This is a genomic window from Vibrio sp. Vb0598 (assembly GCF_033338935.1).
Taxonomy (GTDB): Bacteria; Pseudomonadota; Gammaproteobacteria; order Enterobacterales; family Vibrionaceae; genus Vibrio; species Vibrio alginolyticus.
Genome location: NZ_JAWOTP010000106.1, coordinates 1 through 1,480 on the forward strand (window position 1 = coordinate 1; position 1,480 = coordinate 1,480).

At 46.9% G+C, this 1,480-nt stretch carries 2 protein-coding genes; both read right to left on the reverse strand.

Going from position 1 to position 1,480, the window contains the following annotated elements; translation table 11 throughout:
- Positions 1-924, reverse strand: a 924-nt coding sequence (locus R7Q38_RS23270; protein ID WP_318114451.1) for a deoxyribodipyrimidine photo-lyase, incomplete at its 3' end; no start/stop codon positions are given.
- A gap of 9 nt (positions 925-933) precedes the next feature.
- On the reverse strand, positions 934-1,480 hold a 547-nt coding region (locus R7Q38_RS23275), incomplete at its 5' end, for a helix-turn-helix-type transcriptional regulator (protein WP_318114452.1).

Genomic DNA, 1,480 nt, shown 5'->3' on the forward strand with positions numbered 1-1,480 from the left:
TATTTTATCTTCCCAGTCGATGAATCCGCGACCTTTGACAAGTTTAGGTTCAAACACCAATAAGTGCTGGTAGAACTCACGCCAAATGATCTCGCTCAGCCACGTTGCTTTGCCTTCTGACAAATCCGGTTGTGGATTCTCAGCATACAACCTCGCGATGCACTGTCTTGGCGACAATGCTCCGATGGCAAGATAAGGCGAGAGCTGACTCGTACCATCGATAGCGGGGAAATCTCGCTTCATCTGGTAACCGTCACTACGCTCGCGTGCAAACGTCCTCAATTGCTTGAGAATGTCGTTGGTCGATGCACACCAAGCTTCGCTCGATTCCCTCGGATAAGAGAACGTAAAATCGTCATCAAAACCGTCTTGTTTTACCGCTTCTAACTGCTCACTAGGCAGTTCATTTTGTCTCTGAGGCTTGGATACCGTTGGCAAGGAAAACTTTTGCAACCATGCTCGTTTGAATGGCGTAAATACTTTGAAATACTCACCTTGCTTGTTGAGTACGGTCGTTGGCGCATGAACGCATTTGTCGTGAAAGGCGTGAAACTCTACCCCACGATTATCCAGTGCTTGAGATACCTTTCTATCCAACTCAACTTCATTCACTTCATAATTGATGTTGACCATTGCCGCTGTTGCGTTGAGCTTATCCGCCCAATCGCAAATGACTTTTGTACAGTCTTCGAAACGCGGAACTTCTTTATATAGAAGAGGAATGTTTAGCTCTGTGAGCTCTTGATGAACATGCTCAAGACGCCTAGCGATTAAATCCGCCTGCATCGGCGCCATGTGGTGCTCTTGCCACTGTTCTGGCGTTGCAACAAAACAAGCAACAACAGGTTGTCCTGTATCAAGTGCCGCCTTTAACGCCGTGTGGTCTAACGTGCGTAAATCGCGCCTAAACCAAACCAGAATCATGTGGTCTCCTTACTGAATCTGTGTTTGTGCAAGATGAAGTTTCTCAATAACTTCCGAACACTGCACTTGCTCAGGATACCGCGCTAACAGCGCTTTGAATGCTTCCACTTGCTTGGCAGGTAGCGCCTTATTCGAGAACACATAAACACGCTGGTAGCGTTCAATTACGTCGTGACCCACCAAGCCAGAAACGTCGTCCACCTTGTCGACCAAGGTGATGTGGTAACCTTGCTCACACAACTTCGCAGCCTGAATCCAGCTTTCTGCATCTCGACTTTGTTCAAAGCTGATCAACAAACATTTCCCCTTAGTAGATGCTTTGTTTTCAGAATCGATCACCAATGCCAAACGCGTGATTAAACAGGTTTGGAACAATCCCATCTGCAAAGAGCGCAGCGAGCCCTTAACCAAATCCAATGCTTCAAACACAGGATTGATAAACTGATCTACGACTAAGTTGAGCGGGTACTCTTTCAATACCGATGAAAGGACGCTTTCCGTTTTGCCACGATTGAGTTGCGACAACGCAGACAGTACGGTTTCCACTTCTTCAAGC